17 protein-coding genes and 1 CRISPR repeat array are annotated in these 22432 nt (G+C 35.2%); of the genes, 12 read left to right on the plus strand and 5 right to left on the minus strand.

The annotated features are described in order from the left end of the window. The first annotated feature begins 40 nt into the window (after positions 1-40). Positions 41-548: a CRISPR direct-repeat array (repeat unit 28 nt; unit sequence CTTTAACGCCGTGTAGGTGGTTTAGAAA). Between the two features lie 172 nt (positions 549-720). Next, on the plus strand, positions 721-1917 hold the full coding sequence (locus tag GQ589_RS02700; protein ID WP_160424461.1) for an MFS transporter: 1197 nt from the start codon (positions 721-723) through the stop codon (positions 1915-1917). A gap of 73 nt (positions 1918-1990) precedes the next feature. Here GQ589_RS02700 and GQ589_RS02705 read toward each other — a convergent pair whose 3' ends face one another. Then, on the minus strand, positions 1991-2848 hold the full coding sequence (locus GQ589_RS02705; RefSeq protein WP_160401177.1) for a neutral zinc metallopeptidase: 858 nt from the start codon (positions 2846-2848) through the stop codon (positions 1991-1993). A 219-nt stretch (positions 2849-3067) separates the two neighbouring features. Between GQ589_RS02705 and GQ589_RS02710 the strand changes: the two genes are divergently transcribed. Both GQ589_RS02710 and proP read left to right on the plus strand, forming a co-directional pair. Then, complete coding sequence (locus tag GQ589_RS02710) at positions 3068-3961, plus strand: DMT family transporter (RefSeq protein WP_160411297.1); 894 nt, start codon at positions 3068-3070, stop codon at positions 3959-3961. A gap of 323 nt (positions 3962-4284) precedes the next feature. After that, a complete protein-coding gene (proP, locus tag GQ589_RS02715) occupies positions 4285-5790 on the plus strand; it encodes a glycine betaine/L-proline transporter ProP (protein ID WP_160401179.1) in 1506 nt (501 codons plus the stop codon). 104 nt (positions 5791-5894) lie between these two features. Here proP and GQ589_RS12500 read toward each other — a convergent pair whose 3' ends face one another. After that, complete coding sequence (locus tag GQ589_RS12500; RefSeq protein WP_160424463.1) at positions 5895-6761, minus strand: AraC family transcriptional regulator; 867 nt, start codon at positions 6759-6761, stop codon at positions 5895-5897. Positions 6762-6942: 181 nt separating this feature from the next. Here GQ589_RS12500 and GQ589_RS02725 point away from each other — a divergent pair, with 181 nt between their 5' ends. Next, on the plus strand, positions 6943-7287 hold the full coding sequence (locus GQ589_RS02725; RefSeq protein ID WP_160411295.1) for a fructose PTS transporter subunit IIB: 345 nt from the start codon (positions 6943-6945) through the stop codon (positions 7285-7287). Between the two features lie 75 nt (positions 7288-7362). Here the strand turns inward: GQ589_RS02725 and ptsP are convergent, their stop codons facing one another. Next, positions 7363-9864, minus strand: coding sequence for a phosphoenolpyruvate--protein phosphotransferase (gene ptsP, locus GQ589_RS02730; protein WP_160424465.1), 2502 nt, complete (start codon positions 9862-9864; stop codon positions 7363-7365). A gap of 338 nt (positions 9865-10202) precedes the next feature. Here ptsP and GQ589_RS02735 point away from each other — a divergent pair, with 338 nt between their 5' ends. The 7 genes from GQ589_RS02735 to GQ589_RS02765 all read left to right on the plus strand — a co-directional run bounded on the left by GQ589_RS02735 (position 10203) and on the right by GQ589_RS02765 (position 17201). Continuing rightward, complete coding sequence (locus GQ589_RS02735) at positions 10203-11288, plus strand: PTS fructose transporter subunit EIIC (protein WP_160424467.1); 1086 nt, start codon at positions 10203-10205, stop codon at positions 11286-11288. A 30-nt stretch (positions 11289-11318) separates the two neighbouring features. Next, complete coding sequence (locus tag GQ589_RS02740) at positions 11319-11633, plus strand: PTS fructose-like transporter subunit IIB (protein WP_160411292.1); 315 nt, start codon at positions 11319-11321, stop codon at positions 11631-11633. Between the two features lie 94 nt (positions 11634-11727). Next, on the plus strand, positions 11728-14025 hold the full coding sequence (locus GQ589_RS02745; protein ID WP_160424469.1) for a formate C-acetyltransferase: 2298 nt from the start codon (positions 11728-11730) through the stop codon (positions 14023-14025). A gap of 16 nt (positions 14026-14041) precedes the next feature. Further along, positions 14042-14923: a [formate-C-acetyltransferase]-activating enzyme gene (locus GQ589_RS02750; RefSeq protein WP_370519409.1), complete on the plus strand. Its 882-nt coding sequence runs from the start codon at positions 14042-14044 to the stop codon at positions 14921-14923. 62 nt (positions 14924-14985) lie between these two features. Beyond that, positions 14986-15648, plus strand: a complete 663-nt coding sequence (gene fsa, locus GQ589_RS02755) for a fructose-6-phosphate aldolase (RefSeq protein ID WP_160424473.1) — start codon at positions 14986-14988, stop codon at positions 15646-15648. Positions 15649-15795: 147 nt separating this feature from the next. Then, complete coding sequence (locus GQ589_RS02760) at positions 15796-16602, plus strand: siderophore-interacting protein (protein ID WP_160411288.1); 807 nt, start codon at positions 15796-15798, stop codon at positions 16600-16602. 17 nt (positions 16603-16619) lie between these two features. Next, complete coding sequence (locus GQ589_RS02765) at positions 16620-17201, plus strand: ACP phosphodiesterase (protein ID WP_160424475.1); 582 nt, start codon at positions 16620-16622, stop codon at positions 17199-17201. 119 nt (positions 17202-17320) lie between these two features. Here GQ589_RS02765 and GQ589_RS02770 read toward each other — a convergent pair whose 3' ends face one another. Together GQ589_RS02770 and ilvY are read right to left on the minus strand one after the other, a co-directional pair. Beyond that, the gene (locus GQ589_RS02770) at positions 17321-19558 is read right to left on the minus strand and encodes a 3-hydroxybutyrate oligomer hydrolase family protein (protein ID WP_160424477.1); all 2238 of its coding nucleotides are present in this window, start codon (positions 19556-19558) and stop codon (positions 17321-17323) included. Positions 19559-19686: 128 nt separating this feature from the next. After that, complete coding sequence (ilvY, locus tag GQ589_RS02775; protein ID WP_160424480.1) at positions 19687-20589, minus strand: HTH-type transcriptional activator IlvY; 903 nt, start codon at positions 20587-20589, stop codon at positions 19687-19689. A gap of 208 nt (positions 20590-20797) precedes the next feature. Here ilvY and prfC point away from each other — a divergent pair, with 208 nt between their 5' ends. Next, the gene (prfC, locus tag GQ589_RS02780) at positions 20798-22390 is read left to right on the plus strand and encodes a peptide chain release factor 3 (protein WP_160401184.1); all 1593 of its coding nucleotides are present in this window, start codon (positions 20798-20800) and stop codon (positions 22388-22390) included. Positions 22391-22432 lie beyond the last annotated feature (42 nt).

Raw genomic sequence — 22432 nt, forward strand, 5'->3', positions numbered from 1 at the left:
TTATCTTTATACAACAAGATTTATCGAATCTTAAGTTCTACTTTAACGCCGTGTAGGTGGTTTAGAAAAACACAATCACAAAATCCAAAGATCCTTTTTTCTTTAACGCCGTGTAGGTGGTTTAGAAAGATCTGATAGTAAAGCATTTGCTAGATCAACACTTTAACGCCGTGTAGGTGGTTTAGAAAATCTTGGTTTGTTGTCCATTCATTAATGAAACCTTTAACGCCGTGTAGGTGGTTTAGAAAGAACGAATCAGAATAAAAATAATAGCCATTAACTTTAACGCCGTGTAGGTGGTTTAGAAAATCACTAACAACTATCAATTTAATTTTCTTATCTTTAACGCCGTGTAGGTGGTTTAGAAATGAGCTTTGATTTCGTTGATGTGTTTTTGTGACTTTAACGCCGTGTAGGTGGTTTAGAAAATCGTATCGCCCAAAATTTCTTTTTCGATAATCTTTAACGCCGTGTAGGTGGTTTAGAAATAGGCGTCTGCATTTTGTTGCTTCGTTGATAGCTTTAACGCCGTGTAGGCGAAGGACATTATTTTTCACAAAAATAAGTCAGAAAAGGTATTGATTTTATTGAAGTTTTTATTGGCTGTTTTTTTGATAAAAAACAGCACTCTTCCCCCTAGCTCACTTCCCTTTGAATTTTATTACTTTTATGCCAATTTTAAGTATATAATCGGCACAAATCCCTCTACTATGTATTGTTATGACTAAGATATCTTCGTTTCGTCAAAAACAGAGCGTTATTTTTATTGCTTTTTTAGCCACTACGTTTATTGTCGGTATTGCAGGGGCGTTGCAATCGCCTACGTTAAGCCGTTTTTTATCGTTTGAAGTAAATGTTAATCCCCGTTTGGTGGGGTTGTTTTTTTCGGTGAATGCGTTAGCAAGTATTATTGGTAGCTTTTTGTTAGCTAAATATTCAGACAAAAAAGGCGATAGGCGACATATTGTTATATTTTGTTGTTTAATGGGCGTTGCTAATAGTGTGATATTTGCCTTTTCTCGGCACTATTTTGTTTTGATTACACTGGGTGTTTTATTCGCGGCTTTATCATCGGCGGCAATGCCTCAAGTTTTTGCTCTTGCGCGTGAATATGCGGTAAAAACAGGGCGCAATGTGGTGGCGTTTAATTCGTTAATTCGTGCACAGCTTTCTTTGGCGTGGGTGATTGGACCGCCACTTTCATTTGGTTTAGCCGTTCATTATGGTTTTACTGCCATGTATTTAAGTGCCATGTCTATGTTTGTTGTGGCAATGTTGTTTGTTGCATTTTTTTTACCATCGGTTGAAAAAAATCCAACCTCACAACTTGATAATTCGATTGATATAAAATCAACCGAACAACCGCTATTTAAAAATAGAAATGTAGTTTGTTTATTGCTTTCTACTGTGTTTATGTGGACAGCCAATATGATGTATATCATCGATATGCCACTTTATGTGGATTCTGTATTACATTTATCAAATTCATTACCTGGGCAATTAATGGGGTTAGCGGCAGGTATTGAAATTCCTGTTATGTTGATTGCAGGCTATTTAGTCCCCAAATTGGGCAAAAGAAATTTATTTTTTATCGCCATTGTTTGTGGTTTGTTATTTTATATCGGTATGATTTTATTAACTAATAAATTTGCTTTATTTGCTTTGCAACTTTTTAATGCGCTTTTTATTGGTATTGTGGCAAACATTGGTATTATTTATTTTCAAGATCTGCTACCAACAAGAATGGGAGTCGCCTCTACCTTATTTAATAATGGTATTATTTGTAGTGTGATTTTGGCAGGTGTAATTCAAGGCTTTGTTTCTGAGTCTTATGGGCATGAGGTTATTTATTGGATTGCATTTGCGATGGTGGCCATTTCATTGCTGTTTTGTGCTTTGGTGAATGATAAAAGTTGATGACGGTGGTTGGTAAATTGTCTTCCTAATTAAGGAAGACAATTATTAACGTTTTTACTTTTTATTCAGCAAATTATTCGGCAAAGGTATTGCACTGACTAAGCGAACCGTTATCAAATCCTTTTTTAAACCATGTATAACGCTGTTTTGATGAACCATGGGTAAAGCTGTCTGGCATAACATAACCACTACTTTGTTGTTGTAATCGGTCGTCGCCAATGGCTTGTGCCGTTTTTAGTGCTTGTTCTATATCGCCCACTTCAAGGATGTTCTGTTTTTGCATTGCATTACCCCACATACCCGCATAACAGTCTGCTTGTAATTCTAATTTTACCGATATTTGGTTTTTGGTGGTGTTTGATTGTCCTTGTGTTAGTTGTTCGACTTGGTTAAATGTTCCAAGTAAATTCTGTACATGGTGTCCCACTTCGTGGGCGATAACATAACCTTGTGCAAAATCCCCCCCACCGCCAAGGCGTTGTTTCATTTCTTGATAAAAGGAAAGGTCTAAATATACCGTTTTATCAATATTACAATAAAATGGTCCCATCATTGCTTGACCAGTACCACACGATGTTTGGGTTGCACGAGTATATAGCACCAATTTAGGTGGAACATAAGTTTTGCCTAGGCGTTGGAATTGTTCGCTCCAGTAATCTTCGGTACTGGCTAAAATGATCGAGGTGAATTTGGCCGCTTCGCGGTCATCTGCGGTATATTCCGAGGAGGTTTGTTGTGTGCTGTCTGGGGTTGTTAGGTCGGAACCGAGTAATCCCGTTAAATCAACACCATAATAACCTGCCACTAACACCACAATAAATAAAGCAATTTTGCCTTTGCCTTTAATAGGGATTACGGTTCCCATTCCACTGCTTGATTGTGAGCGGCGATCTTCGATGTTGTCGCTCTCTCTTTGGTCTTTCCAACGCATAAGGAGTACCTTGTCAGTTTTGATTTTGTTATTTTAATGGATAATGATTAAGGATACTAGATTAAGTCAATGCTATCGTTGTGATTTGGAAAAATAATAATGAGCAAAATGATAGTAGTAGGTAAAAAATGTAATGAAAGGGGTTATTCTTTTGCATTAATTTAGGTATATAATGTGGCTAAATTCCATCGTATCTTCATTCTGATATCAGGGTATTATATGCCGTATCTATTGCTGACTTTAGCTGCTTGTTTTTGGGGCGGAAATTATGTTGTTGGGCGTGTTTTGGTAACGCAAGCCGATCCCATTGTTATATCTGAAGGGCGTTGGGTTATTACTGCTGTGTTGTTATTAGGATTGTATCATCATCAAGTACGTAATGATCTTTCTAAAATTAAAAAGTCGATTGGTCCGATTTGTTTATTGGCAATTTTTGGTCAGATCTTGTTTCCTTTAACGCTTTATGTTGGATTGCAATATACTTCGTCGCTTAATGCATCAATTTATCTTTCGGCAACGCCAGGTATGGTTTTGGTGATGAATAAATTATTATTTAATGATTCAATTTCAAAAAATAATATCTTAGGTGTGTTGTTTAGTACCATGGGTGTGATTTATTTGATTTTACAAGGTAATCTAACCAATTTAAATTCATTGAGTCATATTAATAAAGGTGATCTGTGGGCAATGGCTTCGGCAATGAGTTGGGCATGTTATAGTGCCTTTTTACGTTTAAAAGATAAGTCGATTGCAGGTAATGCTTTTGTTACCGTCAGTGCCGTGTTAGGCTCTTTGATGTTATTGCCTATTGCTTTAGTGTATTTTTATTTTTATCCTGTTGAAAATTTAGCGCATTATACTGATAGCAGTTTCTTGCTTGGTATATTGTATATTGCTATTTTTGCTTCTTGGCTATCTTACTTGTTTTGGAATAGGGGGATTGCTGAAATTGGCGCAAACCGTGGGCAGATCTATACTCACATTATTCCTTTATCTGGCGGTGTTTTTAGTATTCTATTTTTGCACACCGAAATTGCCAACTTTCATATTATCAGTACATTGTTTATTGTGATTGGTATTTACCTTTGTTCGAAAAAAAACGATGGTTCATAATTACATTTAGCAAAAGCAAAATGAGGGTGTGTAGTGGTTGCATTTTACAAAATGGGATATTTTGTTATACTTGATGGACAATTTTTGTGAAAAGGAATTGTTTTACTGTTATCAAGTCGCAATATAGCTAGTCGAAATTACTTACCTGTTTTTGCTTTTTATTTTCCTCTTTTTTGTTTTATTGGATTTTGCATCAATCTTTATTAACTGTTTTAGCGTATTTTTTGTAATATCAATGATGTTCATTTTGTATTACACAATGATATCAATGGTGTTACTTCGTTATTCCTTTTCTTTGTCTAAATTAAAATAGGCGGTATGTTATGAAAAAAGCAATAAGATTTAAAAGGAAGCCATTAAATATTAATGATATTACCATTATTGATGATAACAAATTAAGAAAGGCAATTATTGCAGCAGCACTGGGCAATGCGATGGAGTGGTTTGATTTTGGGGTTTATGGGTTTTTGGCGTATGTTTTAGGACAGGTGTTTTTTCCTGATGCGTCGCCAAGTATTCAAGTTGTGGCTGCTTTAGCGACTTTTTCGGTTCCTTTTTTAGTGCGTCCATTAGGCGGTTTAGTTTTTGGTGTGCTTGGTGATAAGTTGGGGCGCCAAAAAATTCTTTCTGTCACTATTATTATTATGTCACTCAGTACATTTTGTATTGGGCTTATTCCTTCTTATGCCACCATTGGTATTTTTGCACCGCTTTTATTATTACTCGCAAAATTAGCTCAAGGGTTTTCGATAGGCGGTGAATATTCAGGTGCGGCAATTTTTGTTGCAGAATACTCGCCAGATCGTAAGCGTGGATTTATGGGGAGTTGGTTGGACTTTGGTTCGATTGCTGGGTTTTTAGTTGGTGCTGGCTTGGTCGTACTATTATCAAGCATTCTTGGCGAAGTGAAATTCCAAGATTGGGGCTGGCGAATTCCATTTTTGTTTGCCTTGCCATTGGGATTGATTGGTTTGTATTTACGCCACGCATTAGAAGAAACCCCCGCATTTCAGCAACATACCGATGAGATGGAAAATAATGAAAATACAAATACCGCAAATCCTCCTCAAATGACTTTTAAAACGATTTTCACTCAATATTGGAAGAGTTTGTTAGTTTGTGTTGGATTGGTGATTATTACCAATGTCACTTATTATATGTTGCTTACTTACATGCCAAGTTATTTATCGCATAACTTAAATTATCGTGCTGATCATGGTGTGTTGATTATTATCGCTATTATGATCGGAATGTTATTTGTACAACCTATGATTGGTTTGATTAGTGATAAAATTGGACGCAGGCCTTTTATTGTTGGGGGGAGTTTAGGGTTACTGATTCTTGCTTATCCTGCGTTTATGATGATTAACAGTGATGTTATTGGACTTATTTTTATTGGTTTATTGATTTTAGCTGTGCTACTTAACTGTTTTACAGGAGTAATGGCCTCTATTTTACCTGCTATTTTCCCAACAAGTATTCGTTACAGTGCTTTGGCTATATCCTTTAATATTTCGGTACTTATTGCTGGGGCAACACCAACCGTTGCCGCTTGGTTGGTTGAAGCGAGTGGTGATTTATATATGCCAGCCTATTATTTAATGGTAGTTGCGTTAGTTGGGTTGGTGACAGGTTTAAAAATGAAAGAAACCGCCAATAAACCGCTTCGAGGTGCAACACCTGCCGCATCGGATCGCTCAGAAGCCAAAGAGATTTTATCGGATCACTTCGATTCGATAGAGCAAAAAGTGGAAGATATCCAGCAGCAGATCGATACTTTACAAAAACAGCGCCAAGATTTGGTGGATCAGCATCCTAAGTTAGATTGATTTTGGTTAGAACCTCTTAATAAACCAAGTGTATATTAATAATACGCTTGGTTTTTCTTTAGATTTTTGTGTTAATTGGAGATAATAATTATTATTGTAAGTTACTATTTTAGTATAAGTTTGCTGTGATACTGACGTCGATATTCAGTGGGTGTTCGTTCTGTCTTTTTTTTGAAAATCCGACAAAAATAATTACTGTCTTTAAACCCCGATGTTATCGCAACTTCTTTTACATTTAGATCATAATCTTTCAATAACGATTTTGCATATTCTAAGCGGATGTGGTTTAGGTATTCGTTTAGTCCTATTTTGCCTTCGCGTTGAAACAGATGCGATAAGTAATTGGGCGAAATGTAAAACATGTTAGCCAAAAAGTCGCGTGTAATATCTTCACGAAAGTGAGTGTCTATGTATTGGCGAATAGCTACAAATAGGCTTGCCGTTTTGGATGATGTTTCAATATCAACATTGAGTAAGTCAAGTGTATTACTTAATAAGCTTTGAATCAAAAAGTATACCGTTTTGTTTTGTTCAAGCGATTGATTTTGCCAAGTTATTTCTGTTAGCGCTTGAATGATAAATGTCCCTACTCTTGGTCCTCGCCTAGGTTTGTTAACTTGACCACAGGGTATTAACTGAGTACCATCCCAATGCAATAAACTGATTCCGATTTGTTGTTTCCCAAATAAAATACTTAATAATGTAGTAGGTGTTGTCCAAATAGGTTTGTTCCAACTTTGAGCAGAAATATACAATAGATCATTAGCAGTTAAAGTTTTTTCAATCACTTTTCCTTCATTATCTTCCCATTGCATTTGTTGTTTTCCTTCCAATATGATTTCAATTCTAGGGAAGTTGACTTGGTAGGCAAGCAAAGGGGCATTAGTGCTGTTGTTGGCAAAATAGATGTGGTTATTATTTTTATCATTATTGATAAATTGTTTTAACACTTCTTCAATTGATATTTCCACTTTTTATATCTCTTTGATTTATCAATTAATAATATATTATATACTAGCGCTTATGAGTTGTCACAAAGGAATAATGGTAACGCTATTTTATCGAGATTATTTTTTAAATTACAATTAGATATTGCATTAGATTTTTTAATTCACAATAATAGCCTTTTATGTTCAATAAAGGGTTTCGTGAATGGTAAAATTAAATGTCGTTGCTATTACGGCATGTATTAGCGGTGTTGCGCATACTTATATGGCTGCCGAACGTTTGGCAAGGCTTGCTAAACAAAAAAATTGGACTATAAAAATAGAAACCCAAGGCGCATTAGGTATAGATAATGAGATTACATCTGATAATATTCAACACGCTGACTTAGTGATTATTATCAGTAACGTTAATATTAAAAATAGAGATAGATTTACTATGTGTCGATGCATTGAAATGGATATTAGCCGTTTTTTAATTGATAATAGTGAGCTATTAGACTCTATAAAACGAGTGGCTAAAGCACCTTATGGGACATGTATCAAGCTTTAATATGTTATTGGTTTTAAAGATTTAGTATTGTTCCGCCAGCAATGTCCACTGACGGAGTTTTGTTGTTTTTTAAGGCTAAATTTCTAACTCTTGTTTAAGAATAGTTTCAATTTCTGCTGCAGTTGAACTATTTACTAACGAAGTTCTAAATTCTTCATGCATAATGCGTCTAGCTAATTTTGAAAAGATTCGCATATGCTGATCGCCCGCGGTATGTTTGTTTAAAGTCAACATGATGACAAAACTGACTTCTTCATCTCCCCATGTGATGGGGCAAGGCAATTTTGTGACACTAATTGTTGATTGTTCAATATGTTCTGATTTTGTATGTGGAATAGCAAAACCAAATCCTAATGCTGTCGAAAATACATCTTCGCGTAACCAAATATCTTCGGCTAATTTTTGTGGGTAACGACATCTTGCCGCAATTAACAGGTTATCGGTCATGCCTTTAATCACTTCTTCTTTACTTAACCAATCGGGCTCAATCGTAATTGTTTCTGAAGTGATAAGTGGTAGATCACCTTGTTCCATACGAAATTGAGCAAGTAAATGTTCAACTTCAAGTGATGTTTGGCAGTTCATTGCTTTATTTAACAATATTCGGCAATCTGAACGGCTTAATTTTGCTAGGCGTGCTTTTGTGGCAAGAATATTGGGTGCACTCATACTAAGTTCATCTAATCCTAGACCAACAAGTAGTGGTAATACTGATCCTTTGCTGGCAAATTCGCCACAGATTCCTACCCATTTCCCATAATGATGAACGGTTTTCACAATATGATCTAATCCCCTTAAAAAGGCAGGATTCAGACTGTTGTAATGTTTGGTGACTTTTGCATTATCGCGATCAACAGCTAATAAATATTGTGTTAAATCATTACTCCCAATACTGAAAAAATCAATTTCTTCACAGCATTGATCAATGATAAACATGATAGAAGGAACTTCTAACATTATGCCAAGAGGAATTTTTTCATCAAATGGTATTTTTTCATTGCGTAATGACTGCTTTATATTGGCTAATTCTTCTTTTATCCATAATACTTCTTCCATTGATGAGATCATTGGAATCATGATTTTTAATTTACCATGTGCAGAAGCTTTTAAAATTGCTCTTAATTGTGTTCTAAATAATGTCAAAAACTCCTGATAAATACGAACGGCACGATAACCTAAAAAAGGATTATTTTCACGAGGAATGTTGAGGTAGTTTACTGGTTTGTCACCACCAATATCAAATGTTCGTATAATGATTGTCCGCTGTTTAGCTGCTTCGATTGCTTGACAAAAGGTATTATATAACTCGTCTTCTGATGGTTCATGATGGCGATCCATATACAGCATTTCAGTACGGAATAATCCAATTGATTGAGCACCATTATTAAATGCAGATTGTGCTTCGATTGAATGAGCAATATTTGCAGCGATTTCAATTTTTATACCATCTACAGTTGCACCTGGAGTATTAATAAATGTTTTTTGTTTTTCGGTTAATTGAGCATGTAGATGAGATTCTAATTGGTAATAACGTTGTACTTCTGGTGATAAATTATAAGCAATAAGCCCTAAATCACCATCAACTTTCACTTTCTGATCGATGTGTTTTTTTAGTATATCGATATTGACACCAACTAGTGTAGGAATGTTAAATGATCGTGCTAAAATCACAGTGTGAGATGTTGTTCCCCCTTGTGCCAATAACAGTCCTTTTAGGTGTTTTTTATCTAATTCTAAAAATTGGCTTGGTGTTAGTTCTTCTGCTATGTAAATCGTTGGTTCAGTGATTTTAGGGTGGGTCGAAAATTTGTTTTCGCCATAAATTTGTTGCAATAGTTGTAAGCAAACATCTCGAATATCAAGTGTCCTTTCTTTTAAATATTCACTGCCAGAATTGATGAGTTGCTCACTAAAGAATTTTGCGGTATTGATAATGGCAGCGCCTGCCGTTAAATTTTGTTCAATATGTTGTTCGATTTGTTCATAAAAAGATGGATCTTCTAAAATAGCTAGATGAGCAGACAAAATATCTTTTGACGTTTCTGAAGCACAATCTATTTGCAATGAAATAATTTTTTGTAATTTAGTTAGTGCATTTTTAGCAATACTTTGTTCCTTTTCTATTGATTCAGCTGGGAGGAAAGCGTCAAGTTTGTTCAAGTCGATATAATCAATTTGTTTTAGAATTCCGCTAGCAATACCACCACATACCGCTTTTGCTCTAATAATATGAGGATTTAAATTGCTTAAAGATCGTGGTAGTGGAGTGATTTCTTCGTCATTATTTGCGATTAATTCTTCATCACAAAAAGGTAATTCGTTTTCAATAAATGTGTTTAATCGTATATAAGCTTGTTCTTCATCTTGTCCATTGATCAATAAATGACATTTATCATTTAATAACGTATTTGTACTAATCAAAGATAATACGCTTTTAGCATCAACGATAATATTTGTACGGAGATTATGCCATTGAATTGTACTAATGAATCCGTTACAGATTTTTTCAATATTACTTGCAGGGCGAGCATGTATACCATTTGGTAGTATACAAGTAAATACAATTTTTTTTGCCATATCAATTCTCCTTAATTAATTCTTGTCATATTTAGTTATTAATGTAGTAAAAAGTAATTAAAAGCATAAATAACAATTCGAATTAAACTATATGAAAAAATTGATAATAACTGGATAAAAGTAATGTAAAGATCAATTTGTGATCTTTATCTCATTTTATTAACCAACAAATTTATAGAAATAATTAAATTTTTTGATATAGATCTCATTTTTTTATAGAGAGTACAAAAATCCAGTAAATAACAAGTTTTTCCTCTGTGGTGATTAAGAAACATTTTCTACTATAAAAAACAATAAATGATAAGAGTAAAAATGATACATAAAAGGAGGTATAAAATATGAAAGATCTTATTTCAATATTGAAAAATACCCGTCAACATTTAATGACAGGGGTTTCGCATATGATTCCGTTTGTTGTTTCTGGCGGTATTCTACTTGCGGGTTCTGTCATGTTACTAGGGCAAGGTGGTGTGCCTGATCCTATTAATGACCCTTTTTTAAATAAGCTGTTTCAAATAGGTGAAGCCGGTTTAACGTTAATGATTCCATTTTTAGCAGCTTATATTGGTTATTCTATTTCAGAAAGAGCAGCATTAGCACCATGTGCTATTGGTGCTTGGATAGGTGCATCTTTTGGTGCGGGGTTTTTGGGTGCTTTAATTGCAGGTCTTGTTGGTGGAATTATTGTTTTTTATCTTAAAAAAATTAGCGTTCCAGCGATATTTCGTTCAGTTATGCCAATCTTTATTATTCCTATTATTGGCACCTTTATTACTGCTGGCGCCATGATGTGGGTTCTCGGGGAACCAATAGGTCTATTAACAACGTCATTAACAACATGGCTAAGGGGAATGCAAGATGGCAGTATTGTTGTGCTTGCATTAATTATTGGCATTATGTTGGGGTTCGATTTAGGTGGTCCAGTTAACAAAGTCGCTTATGCTTTTATGTTAATTTGTGTTGGTGAGGGTATTTATACCATTGTAGCTATTGCTGCTATTGGTATTGCAGTTCCAGCTATTGGTACTGGTTTGGCAACTATTATCGGTAAAAAACTATTTACAATAGAAGAAAAAGAAGCAGGTAAAGCGGCAATTGTGATGGGATTAGTTGGTGTGACTGAAGGTGCGATCCCTTTTGCTGCCGCAGATCCGTTGAGAGTTATTCCATCGACCATGCTTGGTTCAGCAGTAGGTGGCGCAATATCTGCATTCTTGGGGGCAGAATGTTATGCCGGTTGGGGTGGTTTAATTGTTTTACCCGTCGTAACTGGGAAATTAAGCTTTATTTTAGCGATAGTAGCTGGTTCGTTAGCATGTGCTTTAACAATCGTATCTTTAAAACGATTTATACGTTCAAAGAATAAATTAGTTGAAGACAAATCAAATGGTGACGAGTTAGATATCTCATTTGATATTGGTTAATCATATTTCTATGATCGAGAGGAGAAAAAAATGGTAAATATTATTGCAGTTACAGCTTGTCCTTCAGGAGTTGCTCATACTTATATGGCAGCAGAATCTTTAGAGCGAGCGGCGAAAGAAAAGGGGTGGTCTTGTAAAGTTGAAACGCAAGGTTCAATAGGGATTGAAAATGAGCTAACAGCAGAAGATGTTGCAAATGCGGATTTTATTATACTCACCAATGATATTGGTATAAAAAATCAAGAACGCTTTAAAAATAAACCGGTCGCACGCATTGCAATTAGTGATGCAGTAAAAAAAGCAGATTTGATTTTACAAAAAATAGAAGAAAATTTAAATAAATAATATCGGTTATTAATATTTATTTGTTATAAACAATATTAAGGCAATATGGTTATAGGAAGAAAAAGCTATAACCTATTGATAATGAGGTTACGTTATGGTTACTCGTATTGAAAAATTAAAGGCAGATTTGTTTAAACAAACGAGAGAAATCTCATTAGAAAGGGCGTTACTTTATACTGAGAGTCATAAACAAACGGAAGGTGAACCTACAATTATTAGGCGAGCAAAAGCCACAGCTAATATTTTGGCTAAAGTTGATATTTCAATTCGAGATGGTGAGCTTATTGCGGGAAATCGAACTATCAAACCTCGTTCTGGTATTGTTTCACCAGAGATGGATCCTTATTGGTTGTTAAAAGAATTGGATGATTTTTCAACTCGACCTCAAGATCGTTTTTATATTTCTGATCAAGATAAACATATTTATCGTACAGTACTTTATCCTTACTGGGAAAAGCGTTCCATGAAGGACTTTATTAATGAGCAAATTCCAGAAAGTGTAAAAGACGCTGAACGTAAGGCTATTTTTAGTATTAATCAAACTGACAAAGGGCAAGGGCATATTATTATTGATTATCCAAGATTGCTTGAAAATGGTTTAAATAATTTAATTGTAGAATTGAACCAATTAGTTGATCAATATCCTGAAAATCACTTTTATCAAGCAGTAAAAATTGTCTTAGTGGGAGCACAGTTGCATATTTTACGCTATGCTGAGTTAGCTAATGAAATGGCAAAAAACTGTCAAGATGTTAATCGTCAACGAGAGTTAAATAAAATAGCCGTTGTCTCTCAAAATATTGCTTATCACAAACCAACAAATTTTTATGAAGCATGCCAATTGTTTTGGTATATGAATATTATTTTGCAATATGAATCCAATGCGAGTTCTATTTCATTAGGTCGCTTTGATCAATATATGTGGCCATTTTACCAAGCATCGTTAGCAAATAATGAGGATCCTCTTTTTTTAAAAGAACTATTAACATCACTCTGGGTTAAATGTAATGATATTGTTTTATTACGTTCAGCATCTAGTGCTAGATATTTTGCGGGATTCCCATCAGGCTATACCATTTTATTAGGTGGTTTAAATGAGATTGGGCATAGCTGTGTTAATGAGTTATCAACATTATGTTTAGATGCTTATCAGGCGGTTCGTTTACCTCAACCTAATTTAGGAGTAAGGGTGAATGAGTTAATTGATCGACAATTTTTAATTAAAACAGCTGAGACCATTCGTTTAGGTACTGGAATTCCACAAATTTTTAATGATGAAGTTATTATACCCGCTTTTTTAAATCGGGGAGTTGCTTTAGAAGATGCCCGTGATTATTCCGTTGTGGGTTGTGTTGAGTTATCAATACCAGGTAAAACGTATGGTTTACATGATATAGCTATGTTTAATTTGCTAAAAATAATGGAAATTACGTTATTTGAAAATGAAAATAATCCTCATGTTACTTATGAAAATTTGTTTGAACAAATCAAAGAAAATATCCGTTATTATGTCAAATTAATGGTAGAAGGAAGCAATATTTGTGATCTTGGCCATCGAAATTGGGCACCAGTACCGTTATTATCTTCCTTTGTTTTAGACTGTATTGAAAAAGGTAAAGATATTACAGAAGGAGGAGCTCGTTATAATTTTTCTGGTGTTCAAGGTATTGGTATTGCAAATCTAAGCGATTCACTATTTGCACTTAAAGGTATGGTTTTTGATGAAAAAAGAATGTCTTTTAATGAATTATTAGCCGTATTGAAAGATAACTTTAATTGTACTGATGGTCAAAAAATAAGAGCTCGTTTAATTAACCGTTTTAGTAAATATGGTAATGATATTGAAGACGTCGATAATATTAGTGCAGAATTGCTACGCGTATATTGTAAAGAAGTAGAAAAATATACTAACCCAAGAGGAGGCATTTTTACACCTGGTTCTTATACAGTGTCAGCTCATGTACCATTAGGCGCTGTTGTAGGTGCAACACCAGATGGTCGTTATGCTGGTGAACAACTTGCTGATGGCGGTTTATCACCCATGTTGGGTCAAGATTTGAATGGCCCAACAGCGGTATTAAAATCGGTTAGTAAATTAGATAATTATCTGTTATCAAATGGAACATTATTGAACGTTAAATTTACACCAAGCACTTTAGAAGGTGAAAATGGTTTACATAAATTAGCTAACTTTTTGCATGCGTTTAGCAAATTAAAGTTACAACATGTTCAGTTTAATGTTGTTAATGCAGAGACGTTAAAAGCAGCACAAATAAAACCTCAAGATTATGCAGGATTAGTTGTTAGAGTCGCTGGTTATAGTGCTTTTTTTGTCGAATTATCTAAGGAGATTCAGGATGATATCATCCGCCGAACTGCTCATCAATTGTAATGATCTATCAAAAAATTTGAGTAGTCATCTTCAGTCGCATCACTCATCGGATACTATTCCGGTGAGTGGCAATAGTGTTGCAAGAATATTTAATATTCAACGCTATTCTTTAAATGATGGTAATGGTATTCGAACAGTGGTCTTTTTTAAAGGTTGTCCGCATCGTTGTCCGTGGTGTGCTAATCCTGAATCAATGTCTCGTAATATTCAGATCATCAAACGAAAATCTAAATGTCTTAAATGTGATATTTGTACTTATGATAGTAATGAATGTCCTAGTGGAGCGTTAGAGAAGATTGGTTACGATATTGATTTAGAAGAACTTATTAAGCAGATTTTAAAAGATGAAGTGTTTTTCCGCTCATCGGGTGGCGGCGTGACTTTATCGGGTGGCGAGGTTCTTTTACAAGCAAAATTTGCAACACAATTACTTACAAGACTAAAACAATTAGGTATAAATACTGCCATTGAAACGGCTGGTGATGTTCGATTTAATGATTTTTTATCAGTAGCAAGCCAGTGCGATGAAGTATTATTTGATTTTAAAATAATGGATCAACAAAAAGCGAGTCAAATACTTAATCTTCATTTGCCAAGAGTTTTAAATAATTTTAAACAGTTGTATCAGTTCAATATCAATTTAGTACCAAGGCTACCATTAATTCCTCAATATACTTTATTAAAAGAAAATGTTTTAAAAATATTATCGTTTTTAAAAGCGTTTGAACGAATTAAACAGATCCATATTTTACCTTTTCATAAATTTGGTGAACCTAAATATGCTCTTATTCATCAAAATTACAAAATGAAACATATCCCTATCCCAACTATGGAACAAGTTGAAGATATTAAACAACTCATTGAAAGTTATGGTTATATAGTTATAAAGGGAGGATGAAAATTTAGATTATCAACTACAGATGTAGTTTAGTTATTAATTATTATCAATAGGAGTTAACTATGGAATTATATTTAGACACTGCCGATATTGCGGCAATTAAACGATTAGCCCCGATATTGCCGATTAAAGGAGTAACAACAAATCCGAGTATTGTGGCAAAATCAGGGCGTTCCATTTTTACATTATTGGCAGAACTACAATATATTTTAGGGCCTGATAAGTTATTATTTGCACAGGTACTTTCAAGTTGTGCAAAAGAAATGATTAAAGAATCAGAGCAATTAAGAAAATCGGTACCAAATCTTATTACTAAAATCCCCGTTACAGCAGAAGGCTTAGTTGCGATTAAAGAACTAGCTCAGCAAGGAATTCCAACATTAGGCACGGCTGTTTATGGTGCAGGGCAAGGTTTTTTAGCTGCGCTTGCTGGGGCTAAATATATTGCACCTTATGTTAATCGTATTGATGCGCAAGGGGGTAATAGTAAAGATACCGTGCTCGAACTGCAAAAATTGTTAGATTTGCATTGCCCGCAGTCAATGGTGTTAGCCGCTAGCTTTAGAACACCACGACAGGCGTTAGACTGTATGCTTGCTGGGTGTAAGGCAATTACGTTACCTGTTGATGTTGCAGAACTTTTTATTTCAGATCCTGCAGTTGATGCAGCAATTGCTAAGTTTGATCAAGATTGGTGTGGCGTTTTTGGGGCGTTAGCGTTTTAAGTTTATTTATTGATGTTTGTTGAATCTTGTTCCATACTTTTGATGGTGGAACAAGTTATCTATTTTTTCGATTGTAAAAATAGCATTGTCCTAACATTTTTTGTTGTATGATGATTTTAACTATTAAAAATGTAAGGATTGACTGCTATGGATGAAAAAAAACAAAAAAATAAAATAAAGAAAAAAACCATTGTTAATTCATTATTAACAGTATTAAAGGTTGAAAAAATATCACCTAGTTTTATTCGTGTGCAGTTTAGTAGCGATAAATCATTTGATGTTAATCCATTATGGATTTGTCCACATTTAAAGCTACTCTTTCCTGATCCTTTAACTGGCAAAATTGCGTTCCCTAAGCTTGATGATAATAATAAAATTGCCGTTGATGATAAGTTACGTCAGCTAGTGCGTAGCTATAGTGTGCGTGAATTTGATAGTGTCACTAGTCAATTTTTTGTTGATTTTGCTATTCATGATACAGGATTGGCTTCGGTGTGGTCTCAAAAAGCTAAAGTTGGCGATCAGATTGGTTTGATTAGTATTGGTAGTAAGTTGCAGTTTACTAATGACTATTTGGTATTAATGGGGGATGTTTCGGCTGTGCCAGCGATTTGTTATACACTTGAACATCTTCCTAAAAGGCAAAAAGCATTTGCTTTTATTGAGGTTAATCATAAGAATGATATGGTGTCATTGTCCGATAATAAAAATATTGAGGTTCGTTGGTTTGTGAAAAATGCAGGTAATCCTTACCAATTAGTTGATGCGGTAATGAATGCCGATTTATTAGGGCACGATAAGCTGTTGTTTTGGGGGGGAATGGAGCGTTCGCTGGCACAATCTGTTCGTCAAGCGGTTAAGGATAAATATATTCATTTGTCGTTAGATGCTTTCCAGATTACTAGCTATTGGCGAGAAGGTTTTGCTGAAGGTGAATTTAAACATCGTGAATAATTGATTGTTATTATTTTATGAATATTCTGGCTCATTTGCATTTGGCTACATTAGCTGATAGTTCGTTAATTGGTAATACCGTAGCGGATTTTATTAAAGGCGATCCTTATGTCGTTTATAATTCTGATATTGCTGATGGCATTATGCTACATCGTAAAATCGATAGTTTGACCGATAATCTATTTGAAGTTAAGCAAGCCAAACTGCTATTTCGAAAATCACATCAACGTGTTGCTTCCATTACATTAGATATTGTGTGGGATCATTTTTTGTCAAAACATTGGGTAAGTTATGGACTACAGGGTAGTGTCGCTGAATTTAATCAAACAACAAAAGCACTTATCCAACCTTATGTTACAGCTTATTCTGTCGAGTATCAGCATTTTATGAATGCAATGTGGCAAGGGCAATGGCTTGAAAATTATGCTTCTATTGATTTTGTTGGTGATGTGTTAAGAGGCATGGCAAATAGGCGACCAAAATTATATTTGTTAAAAGAAACGATCGTTGATATTAAGCAACATTATGCACAATTAGAGTCGTTGTTTTTTTTGTTATATCCTAAAATCTGTTTGGCAGTAAAAGAGGGTATTTTTTAAATGAAGTTGGGCGCTATCGATTTAAATTATTTTTTATTCTAACTGTTCTTCAGTCTAAATGTTCTTAAGTTTAAATGCACTTAAGTCTAAATTCGATAGCGATTTAATTATATAGCCTATTAATTTGGTAGTATTAAGTTACCCTTGTCATTTTGAATAATTTCTTTGCTATTTGGTAATTGTTTTATCGGCTGTAGAGTTTTACTAGTTAGTGGGGGTGCATAACCACTTTTTCCTCCTCGGGCCTTGGCATGTACGACTTGGCTTACTGGTAATGTAGCTTCGTTGGTTAAGTTAGCCCATAACCATTCAATAGCATCTTCGCCATAATAGTCAATAGGTAATAATGTATTGTCAAATGGTGCTCTACCATCTAAGTAGCTTGCGTTTTCGACTTCAATGTATCTTAGTTGAGATTGTTTACCTTCAACCAAGCTATTTAATGCTACATAAGGGCGTGATGTGTAGTTTGGTAGCTGTTTAACATTGTTACGGCCATGTATAATAAAGGTTTTTATACCATGTAAGTTGCCTGATGCCATAACTTGCTTTATGCCTTGTTCAACCCGAGGTTCTTGTGACTTTTTATAGACACAAATTGATCCAGTAGTACCATAATCAACAGTGGTTTTTGATTGTGAACTTGAGTAAAATTCACGTCTTGGTGCATTGAGATCACCATTTTCAACCAAATCCAAAATTGTTGCATTATGTCCATTCCAAAGCGGTAAATGACCGTTTGTCATTCCCCATATCTGTTCAAACGATATTTCTTCTAATGGTGCTACTTTACCACTGTAGTAAATAGGCGTTTGTTGGGTACTTGCTACCGAAAAATCACACATGTTTTCAGTGACATCATATTTGCCATAAGCGCTAATGTATTGATATGGTAGGTCGATGGATTCGGTGTAGTAGAAATATGGTAGTTGAATATCCATATTTGGAGTCCAACCGTTTTTGTGTAATTTTTCTAAGGCTTCTTGTGGCGTTCCTTTGGTGAGTAATTTTGCTTTTTTTAGCGCATTACACCGTTCTTGTGAATAAAGAAAATAATTTGCATAAGGTATATAAGTATCATCTTTATTAGGTTTTATTGCTGGGATCGCACATGGTATATATAAGGCGCCGTAAGCACTGTAATTTGCAATGGATTTGGCTTCTAGTTTTTGTGAAGCATTATTGCCAATTTTGAGTGTGACCTGCGTTTTATCGATATTGGGTTGAATTTGTGGATTGACTGCCACAATACCATCAATTAGGTTTTGGTCATCTAATTCGCCTGCTTTTAGTGCCGCTCCACCACCGTCGCCGGCACCGTATACTAAAACAAGGGTATTATCTTTGTTGTAGATAATTTGTTGATTGGTTGAAAACATACTATTGAGTTCATAAAAGGCAAACTCAATAGATCTTAATACATGTTCCCCCCAGCGTGCTTCAGCATTTAGTTTTGAGTGCAATTGTTTTACTGCGTAGCGATGAGGGTATTTTTTGATGTATTGTTCTCTGTTTTTTATTGAAGGACCAAATAAAATATTACCATCTTTTACTTCGCCCCATACGGTAAAACCAAGCTTGTGTTTAATATCATAAATACCACTTACTCCTTTGTCGTTATATACCACTGCGCAATTATGGCGAAGTCCCCATAATCCTCGGATTTGTATATCTTTGGCATTGTATATTCCGTCTGAGTCAATAGCAGGAATAGCAACAATGCAAGGTTTGTTTTTATTAAAATCAAGTGGAATTTGTAATAACATGCCTACGCCGTCTTCCCTTTGTACGGCGGATATTTCAGTGCCTGCAATTTTGCCATCAAATAGAGGAGTTAATTCTTGTTTTTTAAAACCAAATAATGTTCCTTCACCAATTTTAGTGTCAATATAGCGGTTTAGCTTGGCTTGACGGCGTTCTTCAAAGTTTGGTTTGGTTGGGATTTCCACTTCTGGTGTAATAATGCTGGTAGATAATGGTGTAAAGCCAAGACCTGCAGTAGCAAGATCGTTTTCATCACCATCATAGTAAGCCAAAGTGCTACGAACTAACCACTTAGGTTTTGTGATAGCACTACCAATTTGAAAGTTATTATTGGTGTTTACATTAGCATTGGTTGTCAATGCTTGAGGTGAAGTTGTGATTGTGTCGTCATTTTTATTGGCGTCTGAATTAGTATTTGCTTTATTGTTAGTGTTTTTATTTTTGTTTGCATTGGTATTTTTTTTCGATGTAGTTGTCTTTGTGCTTTTGTCCGTTTTGGTTGATTTTGTTGGATTGCTTTGTGCGGTTAATGGCATGGAAAAAGCGACAAGAAGTATTAATGAGGTTAATGTTTTTATTGTTATCTGTTTCATTTTTAATTCCATTATAATGACGTCTAGCTATGTTATATTTTGCTAAAAACACGTTGATGACGGGTTAGTTTGTCACACCTATTATTCTGGTTTTAGTCTTTAATTTATGATTATATATTATATTTTAGTTATTCGTTATTGGGCAAATTTAGATTGCTAATTTCCCAGAAAGCAGCGATAACTTTTTCAGATAGTCGCCTTTTTTGCACACAAATACCAACATCAAAGGGTTCCATCAAGTTAGTAGACCATTCGGTTATGCGATCTTTTATCCGTTCTGGGCTGTTGTCCATCACGACTTTTGGTAATAAGGCGACGCCACAACCTAAAGCAACCATTGATACAATGGCTTCGTGTCCTGCAACTGTTGCATAGATTTTGGGATTGGTAATTTTTCTTTGTTTAAACCATAAATCGATGCGGTGGCGGCTTGGTCCATGTTCTGGCAATATAAAGGGAATATTATGCCAATCGGGTTGTTTTTGATGCAATTTATCGCTAAACGAGCTATTAAGTTTCGGGATTAGCAAGACCATTTCAATTTCACCAAATTTTAAAAACTCAATACCAGTTGGAAGTTGTTTAGGTTTGCCTGCAATAGCCAAATCGGCCATATTGGTTTGTATTTTTTTTACTGCGTCGGCAGCATCACCAGTTGATAGTTTAATTTCAACGAGTGGATAGAGACTTCTAAAACGATCCAATATTTCGGGTAAATGGCTATATGCGGCAGTGACTGAACAAAAAAGTGTTAGTTCGCCAACAATTTGTTGATTAGGTTGATCTAAATCGTGTTTTAGCTGTTGGTGCATATTTATTACTTGTTTAGCAAAACGTTTTACCTTTTCGCCTACTTGGGTGATTTGCACTTGTCTGTTGTCGCGAATAAATAGTGGATGTCCAAAGTGCTCTTCAAGTCGTTGGATCTGCCTAGATAAGGTTGATGGGCTAACATGCATTGCATTTGCGGTTACACCGAAGTGGCAGGTTTCGCATAAATGTAAGTACAGTTTTAAATCACGAATGTTCATAATAAATTCCGGTTTTATACTTAAATGCATGCTTTCCAGAAACTTTTTATAAGAAGCTAGTAAGCAGTAAATTTTGCATTACTGATTAGGCAGATATTATGCATAGATAAATAAATAAGGCAAATTACGTTGCGTATAACGTTAATGGCAAAACAGGCAGATACCTGCTAAAATGGGTGATTATTTTTGTGTGGGTTAAAATAGTTTTATGACAGAACAAGCTTATTTAGACGAGGTTAATGCACGTCGCACTTTTGCAATTATTTCTCACCCCGATGCGGGTAAAACAACTATTACCGAAAAGGTATTGTTATTTGGTCATGCAATCCAAACCGCAGGTACAGTTAAAGGGCGTGGTGCTAATGCTCAGCATGCTAAATCTGATTGGATGGAGATGGAAAAGCAACGTGGTATTTCAATTACTACCTCTGTGATGCAGTTTCCTTATAATGACTGCTTAGTTAATTTATTAGATACACCAGGGCATGAGGACTTTTCTGAAGATACTTATCGTACGTTAACAGCAGTTGATAGTTGTTTGATGGTGATCGATGCGGCTAAAGGGGTTGAAGATCGTACACGTAAATTAATGGAAGTGACACGATTACGTAATACGCCAATTTTGACGTTTATGAATAAGTTAGACCGTGATATTCGTGATCCAATGGAATTGCTTGATGAAGTCGAAAATGAACTCAATATAATGTGCGCACCAATTACTTGGCCAATTGGTTGTGGCAAATTATTTAAAGGTGTTTATCATTTAGCTAAAGACGAAACTTATCTTTATCAATCAGGTCAAGGTCATACTATTCAGGAAGTTCGTATTATTAAGGGGTTAACAAATCCCGATTTAGATTTAGCGGTCGGCGATGATCTAGCACAGCAACTACGTGAAGAACTTGAATTAGTACAAGGGGCATCTAATGAGTTTGATTTAGATGCCTTTTTATCGGGCGATTTAACCCCCGTCTTTTTTGGTACGGCATTGGGTAATTTTGGTGTTGATCATATGCTTGATGGTTTAACTGCTTGGGCTCCAACACCACAGCCTCGTCAAAGCGATAAGCGTGAAGTTGAATCATCAGAAGAAAAATTCAGTGGCTTTGTGTTTAAAATTCAAGCCAATATGGATCCAAAACATCGTGATCGTGTGGCATTTATGCGTATTGTGTCGGGGAAATATCAAAAAGGTATGAAGTTACGCCATGTGCGTGTTGCTAAAGATATTAATATCTCTGATGCTTTGACGTTTATGGCCGGTGATCGTGAACATGTTGAAGAGGCTTATGCTGGTGATATTATTGGTTTACATAACCATGGAACAATTCAAATTGGTGATACCTTTACTCAAGGTGAAGATCTTAAGTTTACGGGTATTCCTAACTTTGCTCCAGAATTGTTCCGTCGCATTCGTCTGAAAGATCCGCTTAAACAAAAGCAACTTTTGAAAGGACTTGTTCAGCTTTCAGAAGAGGGGGCTGTACAAGTGTTCCGTCCATTAGCAAATAATGACTTAATTGTGGGAGCTGTTGGGGTTTTACAATTTGATGTTGTGGTTGCTAGATTAAAATCTGAGTATAACGTTGAAGCCATCTATGAGCCGGTTAATGTGACAACAGCGCGTTGGGTTGAGTGCTCAGATGTGAAAAAACTGGAAGAGTTTAAACGTAAATGTGAACAGAATTTGGCATTGGATGGGGGTGATAACCTTTCTTATATTGCGCCAAGTATGGTTAATTTGAATTTGACCGAAGAGCGATATCCCGATGTTGAATTTAGGAAAACTCGTGAACATTAAATGTTCATTTTCTAATGATGAATTTATTAAGATACATTCGTG

It is taken from the genome of Gilliamella sp. Pas-s27 (genome assembly GCF_009795865.1).
Lineage (GTDB): Bacteria > Pseudomonadota > Gammaproteobacteria > Enterobacterales > Orbaceae > Gilliamella.